Consider the following 18,258-nt stretch of genomic DNA (forward strand, 5'->3'; position numbering starts at 1 on the left):
GGCTCGCCCGCGGCGGGGCGGACGTGGTGTTCGTCGCCCGCGGGGCGCATCTCGATGCGCTGCGGACCTCCGGGCTGACGATCGAAAGCCCCGAGGATCCGTTCACGCTGCCGTCCGTGCAGGCGACCGACGACCCGGCCTCGATCGGCCCTGTCGATCTCGTTCTGTTCACGGTCAAGCTGTGGGACACCGAGGCGGCGGGGCGCGCCATCGCCCCGATCGTCGGGCCCGGGACCGCCGTGGTGTCGCTGCAGAACGGCGTCCAGAAGGACGACATGCTGCGGCCGATCGTCGGCGACGCCGCCCTGATGGGCGCGATCGCCCAGATCTCAACCACCATCGCGCGGCCCGGCGTGATCGCCCAGACCGGCACCATGCAACGCCTCGTCTTCGGCGAGCTCGACGGCAGCCGCTCGGAGCGCGCCGAACGGTTCCTCGCGGCGTGCCTCGCCGGCGGCATCAAGGCCGAGGTCTCGACCGACATCACCCGGGAGATCTGGCAGAAATTCGTGTTCCTGGTCGGCCTCTCGGCGCTCACCTGCGCGACCCGCTGCCCGATCGGGCCGGTGCGCGAGAACCCCCACACGCGGGCCATGCTGCTCGGGGTGATGCAGGAGGTGGTGGCGGTCGCCCGCGCCCGCGGCGTCGCCGTGCCGGAGGATTTCCCGGCCGACCGGCTCGCCTTCATCGACACCCTGCCGGCCGGGATGGTCGCCTCGATGTTCAACGACCTGGCCGCCGGCCGGCGCCTCGAGCTGCCCTGGCTGTCCGGCGGCGTGGTCGATCTCGGCGCCGCGGTCGGGGTGCCGACCCCGCTCAACCAGGCGGTCCGGGACGTGCTGATTCTCCATGCGGACGGACGCCCGGGCTGAGCGTTTCCCCAGAGGAGCGCTTTGAACGACTTGGTCATTCCGGGGCGGCGCGCAGCGCCGAACCCGGAATCCAACCCGGAATTCCGCGTTCGTCGCTGGATTCCGGGTTCGCGCCTTCGGCGCGCCCCGGAATGACCGATTCTGCAAACCTCCTCGAATATCCGGCCGCGGCCGCCCTGCCGGCAGACGTCGAAATCGCCGCCGCAACGTGCGGTAGCGCGATGCCGCCGTCTGATTTCTGCTTCAATCCTGTGGTGCGAAAACTCCGGTTCGTACTTTGGTTCATTCCGGGGAGGTGGACACCTTGCGCGCCCGCACCGCAATTTTCGCCGCGCTGCTCGCCCTCGTGGCGGTCGGCGGTCCGGCGACCGCCCAGACCGGCCGCTTCGGCTCGGTCGAGACCATGAAGATCGACGACCAGCCCGGCTTCGTGCCGGAGGACGAGCGCCTCCCGGTGTCGCTGCAGCGCCAGCTCGTCTTCTTCCGCACCACCGAGGCGCCCGGCACCATCATCGTCCACACCTCGGAGCGCTTCCTCTACGTCGTCCAGGGCAACAACCGGGCGCTGCGCTACGGCATCGGCGTCGGCCGCGACGGATTCCAGTGGCAGGGCCTCAAAACCATCGTCCGCAAGGCCGAGTGGCCGGACTGGACGCCGCCGCCCGAGATGATCGAGCGCCAGCCCTATCTGCCGCGCTTCATGGCCGGCGGCCCCGGCAACCCGATGGGCGCCCGCGCCCTCTATATCGGCGGCACCGTCTACCGCATCCACGGCACCAACCAGCCGCAGACGATCGGCCACGCCGTGTCGTCCGGCTGCTTCCGCCTCGTCAATTCCGACATCGAGGACCTCTACGAGCGCATCCCGGTCGGTACCCGGGTGGTCGTCCGACAGGCCCCGGAGCTCTGATCCATGACCCTCTCGACTCAACGCGCCGCCGCGGCGGCGACGATCGCGCTCGCCCTCGCGGCCGGCTGCTTCTCCGCCGGTGACGCACAGGCCCAGACCCTGAAGGCGGTCAAGGACCGCGGCAGCCTCGTCTGCGGCGTCAGCGAGGGGCTGCCCGGCTTCTCGGACAAGGACGACAAGGGCCGCTGGACCGGCTTCGACGTCGATTTCTGCCGGGCGCTCGCCGCGGCGATCTTCGACGATCCGGAGAAGGTGCGCTTCGTGCCGCTCGATGCCGACAAGCGCTTCGCCGCCCTCAAGGCGGGCGAGATCGACGTGCTGTCGCGCAACTCGACCTGGACGCTCGCCCGCGAGGCGCAGCTCGGCCTCGTGTTCCCGGCGACGACCTATTACGACGGCCAGGGCTTCATGCTGCGCAACAAGGTCGGCGCGCAGTCGCCGCTCGACTTCAAGGACGTGAAGGTCTGCGTGCGCGAGGGCACCACCAACCTGCGCAACGCCGCGGATTTCTTTGCCGCCAACGACGTCAAGGCGACGCTGGTGCCGATCGCCGACGCCCGCGGCGTCGTCAAGGCCTATGACGAGGGCCGCTGCGAGGTGATCACCAGCGACGTCTCGCAGCTCCACGCCGAGCGGGCCGGCCTGAAGACGCCGACCGATCACGCCATCCTGCCCGACGTGATCTCCAAGGAGCCGCTCGGCCCGGCGGTGCGCCAGGGCGACGACCAGTGGGCGCGCGTCGTGAAGTGGATCCACTTCGCCATGCTGAACGCGGAAGAAGCAGGCGTCACCGCGCAGACGCTCGACCGCGCCAAGACCTCGGAGAAGCCCGAGATCCGCCGGCTGGTCGGCAACGACGGCGATCTCGGCGGCGCGCTCGGCCTCGGCAAGGACTGGGTGGTGCGCATCGTGCGGCATGTCGGCACCTATGGCGACGTGTTCGAGCGCAATGTCGGCGTCAAGACGCCGCTCGGCATCCCGCGCGGTCTCAATCATCTGTGGAGCTCGGGCGGGATTCAGTACGCCCCGCCGCTGCAGTAACCGGGCGGTAAGCGTTTTCGGCCGTCGACACGCCCGCGTTCAGCGAGCCCGATTACGGGCTCGCCCTGCTCTCGCCGCGATCGGGGATCAGGGAAGGGGACGGGGAACGGCCGGGCGCCCGCGAGCGCCGCGGCGGCACGCGGGACACGATGACCATGGAGACGAACAGAACGGCGCCCTCGCGCCGGGCTTTTCTGCTCGCGTCGGGCGCGGCCGGTGCCGCGCTGGCGCTCGGCGGCTGTGCCAGCGTCGGAGCGGATGCGCCGGTCTACGATGCGTCGTCCTTGGCGACGCAGCCGAGCCTGTTGGTCGCCACCAATCGTCGCGCCGCCAACGGCGCCCAGGCGTCGCCCTGGTTCGGCGCGGAGCGCGGGCCGCTCACCATCGCCAAGGCGCGCCTGCAGCCGCCCGACGGCAGCCGCTTCTCGCTCGCCGCCGTCGGCCTGTCGGACTGGAAGCTCGTCGGAATCGACCGGGTCGCTCAGGTCGACGAGCTGTTCCGCGGCGTGCCGACCGGGCGCGACCTTCTCCTCTACGTCCACGGCTACAACACCACCTTCGAGACCGCGGCGCTCGACGCCGTGAAGCTCTCCGACGGCGTGTCGTTCCGCGGCGCCAGCATGCTGTTCTCGTGGCCGTCGCGGGCCAAGCTCCTCGACTACGGCTACGACCGCGAGAGCGTGATGTGGTCGCGCGACTCGCTCGACCGCGTGCTCGATCAGCTCGTCGTCAGCCCGACCGTCGGGCGCATCAACATCGTGGCGCACTCGATCGGCACCATGCTGACGCTGGAGGCGCTGCGTCAGGTCCATGCCCGGCGCGGCGACGATCTCGTCAACCGCATCGGCGCCATCGTGTTCGCCTCGCCCGACATCGACATGGACGTGTTCGTCTCCTCGGTCGGCCGGCTCGGCCGGATCGCCGACAAGATCACGGTCGTGACGGCGACCAACGACCGCGCCCTCGCGGTGTCGCGGATCATCGCCGGCGGCGTGACGCGCGTCGGCGCCGCCGAGAAGGCGCAGCTCGAGGGCGTCGGCATCCGCGTCATCGACGCCTCGACGAGCGGCTTCGGCGTCATCAATCACGACCTGTTCCTCTCCAACGAGCAGATCCGCGGCGTCATCCGGCGCGCCATCGAGGAGGGGACCTGGGGCAGCACGCCGACCGGCAGCGTGCCCGTGTCCGGCGGGCCGGCGCCGGCCGCCGGCTACGGCGGCGCCGGGTATGCCGAGCCGCCGCGGCCGGCCTCGGCGTCGCTACAGCCGTACTGATCACATCGAATCCAATCGGATCTGATCACGACGTGACGCCGGACCGGCGCGTCGCGATCGGTATCGCAGTGCGATCACGCCGGTGCCACGGCGCCTGCGACGGTCGCATCGTGCCGCTCCGGCCGCGCCGTGTCCGCCGGCCGACCCTCCCCTCGTCACGTCGGTGCCGCGCCGGAGCCTGACGCGCGACGTCAGTCGCGGAACGCCTCTCGCGCGCTCGGATTGATCTGTCGGCGAGGCCATGCCCGCCGTCATCCCGACAACGATCGCGTCGCCGCGCACAGACGAGGAGAACGGCTTTGTTCCTGCACCAGCGCAAGCTGCAATACAACGCCCGGCCGGACGCGCCGGACCCGATCTTCGCGAAGATGCTGCAGGAGCCGCTCGGCGGGCAGTGGGGCGAGATCAGCGTGATGATGACCTATCTGTTCCAGGGCTGGAACTGCCGCGGCCCCGCCAAGTACCGCGACATGATCATCGATATCGCCACCGAGGAGATCGGCCATGTCGAGATGCTCGCCACCATGATCGCGCGGCTGCTCGAGACCTCGCCGGTCGAGGCGCAGGAGGACATGGCGAAGAACTCGTTGGTCGGCGCCGTGATGGGGGGTGCGCGTGTCGAGGACGCGATCGTCGCCGGCATGAACCCGCAGCACGTCATCGTGTCGGGATCCGGCTCGCGGCCGACCGACTCGATCGGCAATCCGTGGACCTCCGCCTACACGATCGCGAGCGGCAATCTGCTCGCCGACTTCCGCTTCAACGTGACGGCCGAGAGCCAGGGCCGGCTGCAGGTCTGCCGGCTCTACAACATGACGGAGGACAAGGGCGTGCGCGACATGCTCTCGTTCCTGATCGCGCGCGACACCATGCACCAGAACCAGTGGCTCGCCGCCATCGCCGAGCTGGAGGCCGAGGGCTTCGACGAGACGCCGGTGCCGGCGAAGTTCCCGCAGGAGCTGGAGAAGAGCGACGTCGCCTACCAGTTCATCAACGCCTCGGACAGCGGCGAGAGCAGCAAGGGCCGCTGGGCCAAGGGCGCCTCGGTGGACGGCAAGGGCCAGTTCTCGTTCACCAAGATCAAGCCGCTCACCGAGGACGACGGCCGTCTCGGCCAGGTCGATCCCCGCACCTACGGCACCCCGGCGACGCCGGTCCCGTCCAAGGCGGCCGAGTAGCCTCCGACTCGGACGCCCGGCGGGGGGCCGGCTCTCGGGCCGGCCCCCCACCGCCGATTAGAGGCCACGGACGCCGGCTGAGGCGCTGCCGCGCGGCATTATTCTCGATATTGTCGAGGCCAAGAGCGGCCGTTATGGTTCCGTGTCGGCCCGTGATGCCGCGTCCCGCGGCAGGGCACCGCATGGAATGCCGCATGCCACGACCCGTTTGGGCCGCGATTCAATCCTTCGTCGCCATTCTGCTCGTCGTCGCCACGGCGGTGGTGTCCGTCGCTCCGGCCCGCGCGGCCGCCGAGGCCCGCACCGCGCTGATCGTCGGCAACTCGGCCTACGGCTTCGCCCCGCTCGCCAACCCGGTCAACGACGCGACCGACATGGCCGCGGCGCTGCGCCAGTCCGGCTTCGACGTGACGCTCGCCACCAATGCCGACCAGCCCGCCCTGCAGGCGGCGGTCAAGCGGTTCACAGACACGCTGAAGGCGCGCGGCGGTGTCGGGCTGTTCTTTTTCGCCGGGCACGGCATCCAGGTCGGCGGCGAGAACTATATCGTGCCGGTGATGAACAAGGCGCCGACCCCGGAGGAGCTGCGCGCCGCCTCGGTCGCCGCCTCCGACGTGGTCGACGCCATGACGGCGGCCGGGAATGCGCTCAACATCGTGGTGCTCGACGCCTGCCGCGACAACCCGCTGCCCGGCACCGGCACCAAGGGCCTGTCGCGCATCGACAGCGGTGCCCGCCTGTTCGTCTCCTTCTCGACCTCGCCCGGCGCCGTGGCGCTCGACGGCGAGGGCCGCAACAGCCCCTACACCAAGCATCTCGCCCGCGCCCTGCTGACCCCCGGCCTCAATCTCGAGGACACGTTCAAGCGCACCCTCAAGGGCGTCTATCAGGAGACGGCGGGCAAGCAGACGCCGTGGCTGTCGTCGTCCTTCTTCGGCGACTTCGTTTTTCGCGAGGCGGCACTGGCTCCCGGCGGCGGCACCCCGCCGCCGTCGCCGCGTCCGACACTGCCGCCGACCGGCGGCGGCGCGGGCGCCGGGCCGACGGTCGCCAGCCCGCGCGAGCCGCGCCCGACCCAGGCGACCATCGCGCCGCAGCTCGCCGGCATCTACCGGGCGGATGGGCGCAACCCCGACGGCAGCCGCTACAAGGGCATGGTGGCGCTGCAGCCGACCGCCGACGGGATGCGCTTCACCTGGTGGATCGGCCGGCAAATCTTCCGCGGGACCGGCGAGTTCGCCGGTCGTATGCTGGTGGTGAACTGGGGCCAGACGCACCCGGTCGTCTACAGCTTCGGGGCGGGCGCAGGCGCCGTCCTCGACGGCGAATGGGCCGACGGCACCGCGACCGAGCGGCTCGTTCCCTTCGCGCTCGCGGCCCCCGCCCGCGCCACCCCGCAGGAGGGCCGCTACCGGGTCGCCGGCCGCAACGCCGACGGCAGCCGCTACTCGGGCACGCTCACGCTCCGGCGCGACGGCGACCTCTACCGGCTGAACTGGAAGGTCGGGTCGAGCTATCAGGGCACCGGCCGGCTCGACGGCAACATCCTCACCGTCGACTGGGGCGCCGCGACCCCGGTCGTCTACGCGCTCGGCAGCGACGGCCGCCTCACCGGCCTGTGGGAAGCCGGCCGCGGCGAGGAAGTCCTCACGCCGGAGTGATTCTATTGCGCCTCCGGCCGTGTGCCCCGGACAAGGCGCATCGGGCCGAAGGCCGGATGCGCCGCAGAGCCGGGGCCCAGGGGCGCCACGGCATCCGCCTTCCTCGTGACCCCTGGGTCCCGGTTCGCGGCGCGGTGCGCCGCGCCCGGGACACGAGGCCCCGGACGGTTCGCGCGGAGCAGTGAAGCCGTAACGACTTGGGCGGATTCCGCCGGCTTCGTCGCCCGGAGCGGCCGCCGGTGTGCTATCGCAGCGGCGTCGCAGCGCCCCCGGAGACTCCCGTTGTTCCGCAATCCCGACATCAACCGGCTCGCCGTGCATGCCGGGCTGCGCCAGTTCGCCTGGGGGCTCGCCGGCATCTTCTTCTTCGCCGTGCTGCTGCGCGCGGGGCTGTCGCCGGCCGGGGCGTTCCTGGCGCTCGGCGCCATGCTGGGGCTGCGGCTCGTCACCCGACCGGCCGCCTTCGCGCTGATCCGCGGCGCGGGCCTGCGCAACGCCATGCTGGTCGGCTGCGTCCTGTTCGCCTGTCAGTTCCCGGTGCTGGCGCTGGTCGATGCCGGCCGGCCGTGGACCATCGCGGCCTATGTGCTCGCCGTGGCGGTCGCCGACGTCGTCTACTGGACCTGCTACCACGCCGTGTTCGCGGCCGCCGGTGACGTCGGCGAGCGCGGCGCCCAGGTCGGGGTGCGCACCGTCGTGATGGTCCTGGCCGACACGGTGGCGCCCGTCGTCGGCGGCCTGCTGCTCACCTGGCACGGCTGGGCCGCCTTCGCGGCCGCGACCGTCGTCGCGCTGATCGCCATCGTGCCGTTCGGCGGCGTGAGCGTGCCCGACGTCGTGATCGGCGAGGATCACGGCCCGGCGCCGTTCCGCGACGGCGTTCGGCTGTTCGCCACCGACGGCTTCCTGATGTGCGGCTTCGTCGTCACCTGGGGCCTGATCATGTTCGAGGCCTTCGACCGCCGCTTCGACGCCTTCGGCGGCCTTTTGGGCGCTGCGGCGCTCGCCGGGGCGGTCGGCGGCCTGGTGCTCGGCCGGCTGATCGACGCCGGCCATGCGGCGCGGGCCGTGTGGCTCAACCTCGCCGCCATGACGGCCGTGGTGCTGCTGCGCGTCGGCCTCGCCGGCACGCCGACCGGCGTCGTCGTCGCCGCGCTCGCCTCGACGGCGCTGTTCGGCCTCTACACTCCGACCCTGATGACCGCCGTCTACAACGCCGCCAAGACCTCGCCCTGCGCGGTGCGCTTCCACTACCGGGCGGAAGCCGGCTGGGACGTCGGCGGCATCGCGGCCTGCCTCGTCACCGCGGCGGCGCTCGCGGGCGGCGTCTCGGCCCGCCTACTGCTGCTCGCCGCGCTGCCGGCGCTGGTCGCCCAGGCGCTTCTGCTGCACCGACGCTATGCGGCCGCGACACCGGACACGCCGACCGGCGCCGCGCTGGCCGGCCGCATCGATTGACGGGGCCGATGCGCCGCGCTCAAGCGGCGCGGCCGGAGAAGTGCCCGACCGGGCCGTGATGGGGCCGACCGTGCCGATCCCCGTCGTGCCGGCCGAGCAGCAGCCGGGCCGCCGCGACGATTCCGCCGACCAGCAGGACGCCGGCGGCGATCAGGGCGCCTTGCGCGATCGTCGCGGCCGAGAACCGGTCGGGATCCTTGATCACCATGAAGACGAAATGGGTGAAGCGCGCGATCAGGAACAGCGCTCCGATGCTGCCGACGAACACGATCAGGCCGCTGACGAGTCCGGGCCCACGATCCGCGTCCATGCCGAACCTCCAGTCTTCCAACCTCCGGGATCGACCAGGGCACGCCGGGGCGACCCGAGGACGATCACGATGCTAGGCGTCGTGGCCGGCGTCGCCATCCGGTTTTTCCGGGAGGCGCACGGGGCTTTTCGAACCGGTGGCATGCCACCGTGACCCTGCGCCATAATGGGCCGTGATCGAGCGGCGGCCTTGAGGAGACAGCCCATGCACGCGCCCGGATTCTTGGACGGCTTCGACCGGCTGGTCGCTTTCGATGCGGAGACCACCGGGAAGCGCACCCCGGACGTCGGCTTCATCCGCAAGCAGCCGTCCGGCTGGCGGGCGCCCGGTCTCGTCATCGAGCTCGGCTTCGTCGAGCTCGTCCGCGAGGGCGACGGCTGGCGCAAGGGCGAGAGCTTCCGCACGCTGGTCAATCCCGACGCACCGATCGAGCCCGCCGCCATCAAGGTGCACGGCATCAAGCCGAGCGACCTGAAGACGGCGCCGCGCTTCCCGACCATCCTCGACAAGGTGCGCGACATCATCGGCACGGCGCCGATCGTCGCCCACGCGGCCGAGAACGAGCGCAGCTTCCTCGACTACGAGTTCGCCCGCGCCAAGGCGATCGCCTGGGGCGAGAGCGCCTACCCGCAGTCGCGCTACGTCTGCACCCAGCGGCTCTATGCCCAGCTGTTTCCGGGCGCGTCGACGTCGCTCACCGCGGTGTGCGACCGCCTCGCCCTCGACGCCAGCGCCCGCGACGACCGCCACGGCGCGCTGCTCGACGCCGACATGACGGCCGACGCGCTCCTGCTGCTCGACACGATGCTGAAGAGCGGCGGCACGGCGGCCCCGCGCACGTGGACATTTGGCGGCTGACGCCGCGACTGGACCTTCGGGGGCTGAGCGCCGCGATGGGACGTTCGGCGGCCGGGCGTCGCGTGCGACGGTCTGGTCGGCGGGGAGGGCGCAGATGAGACTGCTGGTTCGTCTGGTGCAGCGCCTGCTGGTCGCGCTGATCGGCGTCGTCACCGTGTGGCTGATCGTCTTCGTGGTGTTCGACACGGCCGACCAGCGGCTGCCCTGGATCGTCGCCGTCGCCGTCACCTACGGGCTCGCCGCCTACGTGATCCTGCCGCGCGCGGTGCGCGGCGGCTTGCGCATCCTCCGCCGCACCAGCATCCCGAGCTTCACCATGACGGTCGACGGGCTTCCCGGCGATCCGGTCAACCTCGTCCTGGTCGGCACGAAGGCGCAGCTGCGTGCCGCGTTCGCGGCCGCCGGCTGGGCCGAGGCCGATCCGCTGTCGCTCGCCTCATCGTGGCGGATGGTGCGGGCCTTCGTGCTCAACCGGCCCTATCCGACGGCGCCGTTCAGCACGCTGCATCTGTTCGGGCGTGGCCAGGACATCGGCTTCCAGAAGCCGATCGGCGACAGCCCAAGGCAGCGCCATCACGTCCGCTTCTGGGCGCTCGGGATGGACCGCGCCGAGCTGTCGCCGACGACGCCGGAGTTCTGGCTCGGCACGCCGCCGCCGCCGGAGGGCGAGACGGTGCTGTGGGTCGGCGCCGCGACCCGCGACACCGGCCTGTCCTTCACCCGGCTGACCTTCCAGGTCACCCACGCGACCGACGACGACACCAACGCGGAGCGCGACCTGATCGTCGCCGAGCTCGCCGAGCGGCGGATGATCGCCGACCCGACCTTCGTGCGCGCCGGCGAGACGGTGCCGGCCCGGCGCGTCAACCACTACAAGGCCGACGGCGAGATCACGGTGGCGCGGCTGGAGTGAGCGCCGCGCGCCGGGCAGGGCGCCTCCGGGACATGATGCGGCTCCCCCCGGGTACGAGGCCGCGTGCCCCGGACAAGGCGCGGCAGGCCAAGGCCTGACGCGCCGCAGAGCCGGGGCCCAGGGGCGCCGGGGCAGGCGCTTCGTCGGGTGGCCCCTGGGTCCCGGTTCGCGGCGCGTCGCGCCGCGCCCGGGACACGAGACCTTCTTCGGGGCAACGCAGCAGCTCCCGCCTTGCGGTGTCCTAACCCCGCCCCGTCCTTGTCCTCACTTCGTCCCGGAGGCCGTCGTGTTCTGGGCGGCGAAGTCGCGCAGCACGGCGTTGCCGCGGGCCGTGGCGGCCTTGAGGGCGGCGGTCGGCGTCTTGGTGCCGGCGAGCGCCTGCTCGACCTCCTCCTCGATGATGTCGCGGATCACCACGTAGGAGCCGAGCCGCAGGCCCTTGCGGCCGGCGGCCGGCGGGGCGAGGCCGAGCTGCTTGATGGGGATGTCGGCGCCCGGGTTCTTCTCGTAGAAGCCGCTCTTGCGGCTCGCCTCGTACGCGGCACGGGTGATCGGCAGGTAACCGGTCGTCTGGTGCCAGCGCGCCTGCACGGCGGGTTGCGACAGATAGGCGAAGAACTTCGCCACGCCCGCATACTCGGCGTCGGTCTTGCCGCGCAGCACCCACAGGCTGCCGCCGCCGAGGAGCGGCGGATGCGGCGCGCCACGCACGTCCGGCCAATAGGGCAGGGGGCCGAAGCCGACCTTGAAGGTCGCGTTGTTGAGCATCTCGGCGCGCGACGCCGACGAGCCGAGGAAGATCGCGCACTCGCGCCCGAGGAACTTCTCCTCGGCCCGCGTGGCACGCCCGCCATAGACGTAGATCCCCGCCTTCTGCCAGGCGACCAGCGCCTCGAGGTGGCGCAGCATCGTGGGGTTGTCGATCGCGAGCGTCGCGTCGAGCCCCTCGAAGCCGTTGCCGCGGGTGGCGAGCGGCAGGCCGTGCACGGCCGAGAAGTTCTCGACGTTGATCCAGGACGGCCAGTCGGTGGTGAAGCCGCAGGCCTGCCCGGCGGCGCGCAGCTTTTTCCCCGCCACCTCGACCTCCGGCCAGGTCGTCGGCGGCTTCTCCGGATCGAGCCCGGCCGCCTGGAACTTGTCCTTGTTGTAGAAGAGGATCGGCACCGACGAGTTGAACGGGAAGGAGAGCATCTGGCCGCTGCCGTCGGTGTAGTAGGCGGCGACGGCCGGAATGTAGGCCGACGGATCGAACGGCGCCTTCTCCTGGCGCATCAGCTCGTAGACGGCGACGATCGCGTCACGCCGGGTCATCATCGTGGCGGTGCCGACCTCGGCGATCTGCACGATCGCCGGCTGCTCGCCGATCCGGGTGGCGAACATCGCCGCCATCATGGTCTGGGTGTAGAGGCCCTTGAACACCGGGACGATCCGGTGCTCGGACTGCTGCTCGTTGAAGCCGGCGACGAGGTCCTCCAGCGGATAGGCGAGCTCGCCCGGCATGCCGTGCCAGAGCTGGATCTCCGCCGCCGCGGCCGGTCGCGCCGCTGTCAGGGCGGCGGCGAGCAGCAGGCCGACCATCAGGCGTCTGCCGATCGACGTCCGGGCGATGACCATCCGAATGGGCGTCAGGCGCACTGCACGTCCTCCCTCGCGCGGCCGCGCGCGCGGCCGGTGGCCGCCCCCGAGGCGGCGCCGCGATCCTACAGGACAGTGGGGCGATACCGGAACTCCCCCGGCCGGCCGGGTCTGTGGGAGGCGGGCCTGCCCAAGATGACGGCATGCCGACGGGTCGCGAAATTGCTACGATCGGGGCCTTCCTTCCCGCTCCGCCCCGGATTATTGCGGGCGGACGCGCACCGGTCGTCCCGTCAGCAGGATCATTGCCAGGACCATTGCCATGTCAGTCGAGCCCGAGTTTCCGTCCGCCGGAGCCGTTTCCGAGCACGAGACCGTTTCCGCCGCCGCCCGGCCGAGCCGGCGACACGTGCTGGCCGGGGTTGCCGCAGCCGGGGCCGTGCTGGCCGCCCCGGCGGTCGTGCGCGCCCAGGCGAAGGCCCTCAAGGTCGCCGTGGTGCTGCCGCGCTCCGGGCTGTTCGCCGCCGCCGGCCAAGCCTGCCACCGCGGCGCCGTCGTCGCCCCCAAGGTGCTGGCCGATCTCGGCGTTGCCGTCGAGCTGGTGAATGTGGATTCGGAGTCGAATGTCGACATCGCACGCACCCAGGCCGAGCGGGCGATCTCGGAGGGCGCGCACTGCGTGGTCGGCGCCTTCGAGTCGGGCGCGACGCTGGCGATCGCCCAGATCTGCGAGCAGCGCAAGGTGCCGCTGATCGTCAACATCGGCTCGGTGCCGCAGCTCACCGAGCAGGGCTACACGTATCTGGTGCGCAACTTCCACACCAACGTGATGGTCGTCTCCAGCGGCCTCAAGCTGATCAAGGATCTGATCGACGCGACCGGCATCCAGTTCAAGAACGCCGTGTTCGTCCACGCCAACGATACCTTCGGCACGGCGCAGCGCGCCGCCATGGACCGCCTGTTCCCGGCCGCCGGCCTGCCGTTCCCGATCCTCGAATCGATCGCCTACGATCCCAAGGCGCAGGATCTCGCCGTCGAGGTGACGAAGATCCGCGCGCTCGGGCCCGAGCTCGTGATGTCGACGACGCGCTCCTCCGACGCCATCAAGCTGATCCGCGACATGGTGCGCCAGCGCTTCGAGCCGAAGGCGATCATCTCGCCCGGCTCACCCGGCCTCTACGACGAGGAGTTCTATCAGGCGCTCGGGCCGCTGGCCGACTTCCACATCACCAACCTGCCGTGGGCGAACGCCAAGTCGCCTGTGACGCAGGCGCTCGCCGCGGCGTTCAAGAGCGCGCATCCGTCGAACCGCTTCGAGGTCGACTGCTTCAACGCCGGCTTCACGTTCGAGGCGATCATGATCGCCGCCGACGCCTTCAAGCGCGCCGGCACGAGCGACGGCCCGACGCTGATGAAGGCCGTGAAGACGACCGACATCGCCGATCACGTGATGACAGGCGGCCCGATCCGCTTCGACGAGAAGGGCCAGAACAACAACATCCAGGCCGCCGTGGTGCAGAACCGCGGCCGCACCCCCACCGTGGTGCTGCCGGCCGAGTTCGCCGTCGCGGCCCCGGTGCTGCCGATGCCGCCCTGGCAGGGACGGTCGTGAGAGTTCACGCGGGCCCGCGCCTCTCTCCGCCCTCGTCCTGAGGTGCTCGGCCGCAGGCCGAGCCTCGAAGGGCGCGGGCGGGCACCGAGGTCGAGCCCGTGCTGGATCGGATCACGGCTGTCCGTGGCCGCATGGTTCGAGACGGCCGCTACGCGGCCTCCTCACCATGAGGGGGAGCTCGGAGTACCGCGCGCCCCCCAGCCCTGCGATCGCCCGTTAGCCGCGTGCCGCCAGCGCCGCCTCGGCGTCGCGGCGGATGCGGGCGACCATCGACTTCAGGCCGTTGGAGCGCTGCGGCGTGAGATGCTCCTTGAGGCCGAGCTTCTCGAAGATGGTGGCCGGGTCGGTCGCCAGGATCTCGTCGGCGGTCTTGTCCGAGTAGAGCGAGAACAGGATCGCGATCAGGCCGCGCACGATGTGGGCGTCGCTGTCGCCGACGAAGCTCAGCACCGGTCCGTCGGCACCGTCGGGACGCACCTGCGTCGTCAGCCACACCTGGCTGGCGCAGCCCTGCACCTTGTTGGCCTCGACATGGTCGGCGTCGGGCAGCGGCGTGAGCGTGCGGCCGAGCTCGATGATGTAGCGGTAGCGGTCGTCCCAGTCGTCGAGCAGCGAGAAGTTGTCGAGGATTTCGTCCAGGGTCATGTCGCGTGTCTCGCCGTCGTGGCAGGCTTCGGTCGAGCCGCCGGCGCGGCCGTTCCCCGCATACATAAGGGGGAACGCGCCGGAAGGGAATTCGCCGTCCGGCGAAGAGCGCAGGCGCGCCTGATTCCGAGACCTCGACCTTCGATCCGTCATCCTGAGGCGCCCGGCGCAGCCGGGCCTCGAAGGATGCGGCCAATCAAGTCGGCGTCGCCGACTTGCATCGACCGTGTCGATCTCGGGCGAGCCCGAGATCGATGCCGTCGCCCTTCGAGGCTCGACCTGCGGTCGAGCACCTCAGGGTGACGGGGCGAGTCGGCCGTCAGGACCGTTGGCACTGAAAACGCGAACGGCGGCCCGGGGGCCGCCGCTCGGTCGTTCCGTGGTGTCCGGCTCAGCCCGGCGGGCGGCCGGCGTCCCGGCGGCCGGTCGGCCCGCGCCAATCCGGTGCGAGGTCGGCCGAGGTCAGCGTGTTCTGCGAGGCCTGCGGCCGCGCGAGGTCGCCCTTGAGGGCGGTGGCGCCGGTCGTGACCGGCGAGCGTTCGGACGAGGAGAGCGTCTCGCTCACCATCTCCATCATGATCTTCGCCCCGGCCTGGGCCTTCTGCCCGACCGCCACCGCGACCTGGGTGCCGATGGCACACACGTCGGGCTGACGGGTGCAGAACTGGCGCAGATCCGCGACCGTCGACGCGGCCGCGGCAGCGGCATCCGCCGCGCTCACCGCCGCCGCGCCGTCGCCTTCGGAGGGCCCGCGCGTGACGGTCGGAAGCAGAACCGCCACGACGCCGAGCCAGAAGGCCGTGCGCAACAAGAAACCCATTGTCCCTGTCCCTGTGTGCCCCGTCTCCCTCGTCCCGTGTCCCTGTTCATTGTTCCCCGAAGACGACGCTAGCAGTCGCGATTTGACGTGCGGTTCGGCGCGACGGTCGCATTCGAGACGAGTTTTAGGACAATTCGAACGATCGCATTCACCATCGATCAGGACCTTTCGGGCATCCCGTGCGTCGCCGCTTCAAGGGGTTGGGCGATTCGGCGGGGGCGAGGGAGAAAACGTCGATTTCATCGGCGCTAACGCCGTTCGTCCGCGTCTCTTGACGGACCGTTCACCAATTGACGTCGCGTTCACCATTCAACACCGCGTTCACCATCCGCGCAGAATGGATCGCGTCGGGACGGGGCTTTGTCGTGTGGAGACGAAACCGCTTCCCTGCGGGGCGGCGACCTTAGTGTTCGTTTAAGGGGGGTCTGACACGATCCCATCGACGCGAAGGGGCGTCCATGTCGGGACGTGCAGTGGGCGACGTGAGCGTTATCGGATCACTCGGACATTACGTGGACGCGCTGGTGCACCCCTCGGTGCAGGCCGACCCGCTCGCGCGGGCCCGCCACCGGGCGTTCATCGCACCGCGGCTGATCGGCAGCCTGACGGCGCTGGTCGCGTTCCCGGCGTGGCTCGCCTGGCGCGGCGCGCCGAGCGCGCTCGAGGTGCTGGTGTTCTGCTGGCTCGCCGCGCCGATCCTCGTCTCCTATTATCTGTCGCGCACCGGGCGCTACGAGAACGCGCATCTGCTCTCGGCGCTGGCGCTCACCGGCGTCGTCACGGTGGTCGCGGCGAAGACCGGCGGCATCGGCTCCTTCGCGGCGATCTGGCTCGTCGTGGTGCCGCTCGAGGCGGCGCTGTCGGCGTCGCGCCGCGTCGTCGCGCTCGCCTCGACCATGGCGCTCGGCGCCGCCGGCCTGCTGGTCGGCCTCACCGCGTCCGGCCATCTGCCGGCACAGATCGGCTTCGGCCACGACGCGGGCGCGCTCGCCGCGCTCGGCATCGTCTCGGCCTCGCTCTACGCGACGGGCCTCGCGCTCGGCGCCGAGTCGCTCGCCCGCAAGAGCTTCTGGCTCCTCTACGCCGAGGAGGATCGTTATCGTCTCCTCGCCCGCAACATGACCGACGTGATCACGCGCCACGGCCACAACGGCGCCGTGCTATTCGTGTCGCCGGCGGCCGAGCCGCTGTTCGGCGCGCGCGCCGCCGAGCTGCGCGGCCACGGACTGTTCGATCGCGTCCACATCGCCGACCGGCCGGCCTATCTGAACGCGCTTGCCGACGCCGCCGCGCACGGGCTCTCGGGCTCGGTGGAGTTCCGGGTGCGGCGCGATCCCGACGTTGTCGGCGAGCCGGTGCGTTTCATCTGGATCGAGATGCGTTGCCGCCCGCTCGATCGTGCCGTCGCCGGCCCGGACGGTGCGGCGCGCGAGGTGGTCGCGGTGATGCGCGACGTGACGGGGCGCAAGGAGCAGGAGCGCGCCGTCGAGGAGTCCCGCGCCGAGGCCGAGCGCGCCAACTCGGCCAAGAGCCGCTTCCTCGCCACCATGAGTCACGAGCTGCGCACGCCGCTCAACGCCGTGATCGGCTTCTCCGACATGCTGATCAACGAGAAGTCGCTCAAGATCACGCCCGAGCGGCGGGCCGAGTACGCCCGGCTGATCAACGAGTCGGGCAGCCATCTGCTCTCGGTCGTCAACGACATCCTCGACATGTCGAAGCTGGAGACCGGCGAGTTCGAGATTCGTGCCGAGCCGTTCGCGCTGGCGCCGGTCGTGCGCTCCTGCTGCGATCTTCTCGAGCTGAAGGCGCGCGAGCAGGACATCCGGCTGGAGACCGCGGTCGATCCGACGCTGCCCGAACTCGTCGCCGACAAGCGGGCGATCAAGCAGATCCTGATCAATCTCCTGTCCAACGCGGTGAAGTTCACGGACCGCGGCGGCTGCGTCACGGTGGCGGCGCGGCGCGAGGGGGCTCGCCTCGCCATCACGGTCGAGGACAACGGCATCGGCATCCGCGAGGCCGATCTCGTGCGCTGCGGCGATCCGTTCTTCCAGTCACGCGATTCCTACGATCGGCCGCATCACGGCACCGGCCTCGGCCTGTCGATCGTCAAGGGCCTGGTCGGCCTGCACGGCGGCGAGATCGGCATGACGAGCCGGCTCGGGGCGGGCACTTGCGTCACCGTCCGAATTCCGCTCGATTGCGATCCCGCCCGCACCGGCCGGGTGGCGGCGCGAGCCGCCGCGACGTCGACGGTGCGGCGACTGAACCTGCCGGGCGATCCTCCGCCCGAGCCCATCCCATCCGACGAGACGAGTGACGAGGCGGCGTTTGCGGTCAAGAAGCGTGCGTGATCCGGTCGACGACGAGGATGGGCGAGACGGCGGCGCGCGCGCGGCGCGGGCCGGTCGCGCGGGTGCGATCGCGCTGCGGCTCTTCGGCCGGCCGCGCGACACGCTGGCCGCCGCGGCCGGGATCGCGGCTTGCGCCACCGTCGTGATCAATGCGTTGTACATGCAACCGGGGCCGCATCCGGCCCCGATCTTCGCCCTGAAGACCGAACGGCCGCGCACCGCCACGCAAGGGGGGTCCTCGGCGCCGGCGCGCGACTCCACCGGCACGCTCGCCGTGCTGCCGCGGCCGCGCCCCGCCGACGCGCAGCCGCCCGCTAAATCCGACCCGACCCCGGCCATGGCCGCGAAGCCGGCTGTCCGCGCCCGTCCCGAGCTCGTCGGCGACATCCAGCGCGAGCTGATGCGGCGCGGCTATTACGACGGGGCCATCGACGGCATCGCCGGCAGCCGCACCGAGGCGGCGATCCGTGACTTCGAGCAGGCGCAGGGGCTGTCGCCGACCGGCGAGCCGACCGACGCGATCCTCAAGTCGATCACCCGCTCGCCCGCCAAGCAGAAGCCGGCGGCAGCGCCGACGCCGCGACCCGATCCGATCGCCGGGCTCCTGTCCGGGGGCTCCGCGCCGGCCAAGGCGCCGACCGCCCCGGTCGTGCAGGCGAAGGCGACGGGCGGCGCCGTCGCGACCCCGCTCGCCGCCCATCCGGTGGCGCCCGTGACGGCGACGACGCTCGCGGCGCCGCCGCCGCCCGCGCCGCCGCAGCCGATCGCCCAGCC

17 protein-coding genes are annotated in these 18,258 nt (G+C 71.3%); 12 read left to right on the forward strand and 5 right to left on the reverse strand.

The genetic code is table 11. The features are described from left to right. Window positions 1-872 (forward strand): ketopantoate reductase family protein (locus CCR97_RS26465; protein ID WP_201160024.1); only part of this gene is annotated, 872 nt, incomplete at its 5' end. A gap of 34 nt (window positions 873-906) precedes the next feature. Here the strand turns inward: CCR97_RS26465 and CCR97_RS26470 are convergent. Next, window positions 907-1,158: a hypothetical protein gene (locus tag CCR97_RS26470; protein ID WP_201160025.1), complete on the reverse strand. Its 252-nt coding sequence runs from the start codon at window positions 1,156-1,158 to the stop codon at window positions 907-909. Between the two features lie 18 nt (window positions 1,159-1,176). On the opposite strand from CCR97_RS26470, the gene CCR97_RS26475 reads away from it, so the two are divergent. The 6 genes from CCR97_RS26475 (at window position 1,177) to CCR97_RS26500 (ending at window position 8,394) form a co-directional block, all read left to right on the forward strand. Continuing rightward, entirely contained in the window at window positions 1,177-1,782 is a 606-nt protein-coding gene (locus CCR97_RS26475) for a L,D-transpeptidase (RefSeq protein WP_244670683.1), read from the forward strand. 3 nt (window positions 1,783-1,785) lie between these two features. Beyond that, on the forward strand, window positions 1,786-2,823 hold the full coding sequence (locus CCR97_RS26480) for an amino acid ABC transporter substrate-binding protein (protein WP_111359536.1): 1,038 nt from the start codon (window positions 1,786-1,788) through the stop codon (window positions 2,821-2,823). Between the two features lie 155 nt (window positions 2,824-2,978). Then, window positions 2,979-4,097 (forward strand): alpha/beta hydrolase, encoded by a 1,119-nt coding sequence (locus tag CCR97_RS26485; RefSeq protein ID WP_111359537.1) that lies wholly within the window; start codon window positions 2,979-2,981, stop codon window positions 4,095-4,097. 299 nt (window positions 4,098-4,396) lie between these two features. After that, a complete protein-coding gene (locus CCR97_RS26490) occupies window positions 4,397-5,275 on the forward strand; it encodes a manganese catalase (protein ID WP_111359538.1) in 879 nt (292 codons plus the stop codon). 194 nt (window positions 5,276-5,469) lie between these two features. Further along, on the forward strand, window positions 5,470-6,936 hold the full coding sequence (locus CCR97_RS26495) for a caspase family protein (protein WP_201160026.1): 1,467 nt from the start codon (window positions 5,470-5,472) through the stop codon (window positions 6,934-6,936). A gap of 282 nt (window positions 6,937-7,218) precedes the next feature. Continuing rightward, entirely contained in the window at window positions 7,219-8,394 is a 1,176-nt protein-coding gene (locus CCR97_RS26500) for an MFS transporter (protein WP_146618773.1), read from the forward strand. Between the two features lie 19 nt (window positions 8,395-8,413). Here the strand turns inward: CCR97_RS26500 and CCR97_RS26505 are convergent, their stop codons facing one another. Further along, entirely contained in the window at window positions 8,414-8,704 is a 291-nt protein-coding gene (locus CCR97_RS26505; protein ID WP_111357838.1) for a hypothetical protein, read from the reverse strand. Between the two features lie 204 nt (window positions 8,705-8,908). Between CCR97_RS26505 and CCR97_RS26510 the strand changes: the two genes are divergently transcribed. Further along, entirely contained in the window at window positions 8,909-9,562 is a 654-nt protein-coding gene (locus CCR97_RS26510; RefSeq protein WP_170145883.1) for a 3'-5' exonuclease, read from the forward strand. 94 nt (window positions 9,563-9,656) lie between these two features. Beyond that, window positions 9,657-10,475: an LssY C-terminal domain-containing protein gene (locus CCR97_RS26515; RefSeq protein ID WP_111357840.1), complete on the forward strand. Its 819-nt coding sequence runs from the start codon at window positions 9,657-9,659 to the stop codon at window positions 10,473-10,475. A 264-nt stretch (window positions 10,476-10,739) separates the two neighbouring features. Here CCR97_RS26515 and ugpB read toward each other — a convergent pair whose 3' ends face one another. Beyond that, window positions 10,740-12,110, reverse strand: coding sequence for a sn-glycerol-3-phosphate ABC transporter substrate-binding protein UgpB (gene ugpB / locus CCR97_RS26520; RefSeq protein WP_245428922.1), 1,371 nt, complete (start codon window positions 12,108-12,110; stop codon window positions 10,740-10,742). 262 nt (window positions 12,111-12,372) lie between these two features. On the opposite strand from ugpB, the gene CCR97_RS26525 reads away from it, so the two are divergent. After that, window positions 12,373-13,662, forward strand: a complete 1,290-nt coding sequence (locus CCR97_RS26525) for an ABC transporter substrate-binding protein (protein ID WP_111357842.1) — start codon at window positions 12,373-12,375, stop codon at window positions 13,660-13,662. 216 nt (window positions 13,663-13,878) lie between these two features. Here CCR97_RS26525 and CCR97_RS26530 read toward each other — a convergent pair whose 3' ends face one another. Further along, window positions 13,879-14,307 carry a SufE family protein gene (locus CCR97_RS26530; protein ID WP_111357844.1) on the reverse strand — a complete coding sequence of 143 codons (429 nt, stop codon included), beginning with the start codon at window positions 14,305-14,307 and terminating at the stop codon, window positions 13,879-13,881. Between the two features lie 391 nt (window positions 14,308-14,698). After that, entirely contained in the window at window positions 14,699-15,127 is a 429-nt protein-coding gene (locus CCR97_RS26535) for a DUF5330 domain-containing protein (protein ID WP_111357843.1), read from the reverse strand. 458 nt (window positions 15,128-15,585) lie between these two features. On the opposite strand from CCR97_RS26535, the gene CCR97_RS26540 reads away from it, so the two are divergent. Continuing rightward, a complete protein-coding gene (locus CCR97_RS26540; RefSeq protein ID WP_201160027.1) occupies window positions 15,586-17,484 on the forward strand; it encodes a sensor histidine kinase in 1,899 nt (632 codons plus the stop codon). Further along, on the forward strand, window positions 17,477-18,258 hold a 782-nt coding region (locus CCR97_RS32415; RefSeq protein WP_201160028.1), incomplete at its 3' end, for a peptidoglycan-binding protein. The genes CCR97_RS26540 and CCR97_RS32415, both read left to right, overlap by 8 nt.

Source organism: Rhodoplanes elegans (assembly GCF_016653355.1).
In the GTDB taxonomy this organism is placed as follows: Bacteria; Pseudomonadota; Alphaproteobacteria; order Rhizobiales; family Xanthobacteraceae; genus Rhodoplanes; species Rhodoplanes elegans.